We start from the raw sequence: 257 nt of genomic DNA on the forward strand, positions 1-257 counted from the left end.
TTTAAGCATATTTCCTCCAAAGGATAAGACATATAGGACTTGGCAAAAAAACGTACACACTTTATAATCCTCTACTCAGTTTTAAACAAATCGAACTATTCCTAATTTATCACAAATGAATTATAATATCTCTCTACCTCTGTATAACAGAGTCTACTTTGTATTTAAAACCTTTCTTTTTTCCATTTCTTCAGAAGTTACAAATTCTTATTTTGATTCCTTATTGAGCTAATCTACTCCGTTAGTGGAAGAAGGAT

This window comes from Bacillus sp. JJ1127 (assembly GCF_036965845.1).
Taxonomy (GTDB): Bacteria; Bacillota; Bacilli; order Bacillales; family Bacillaceae_G; genus Bacillus_A.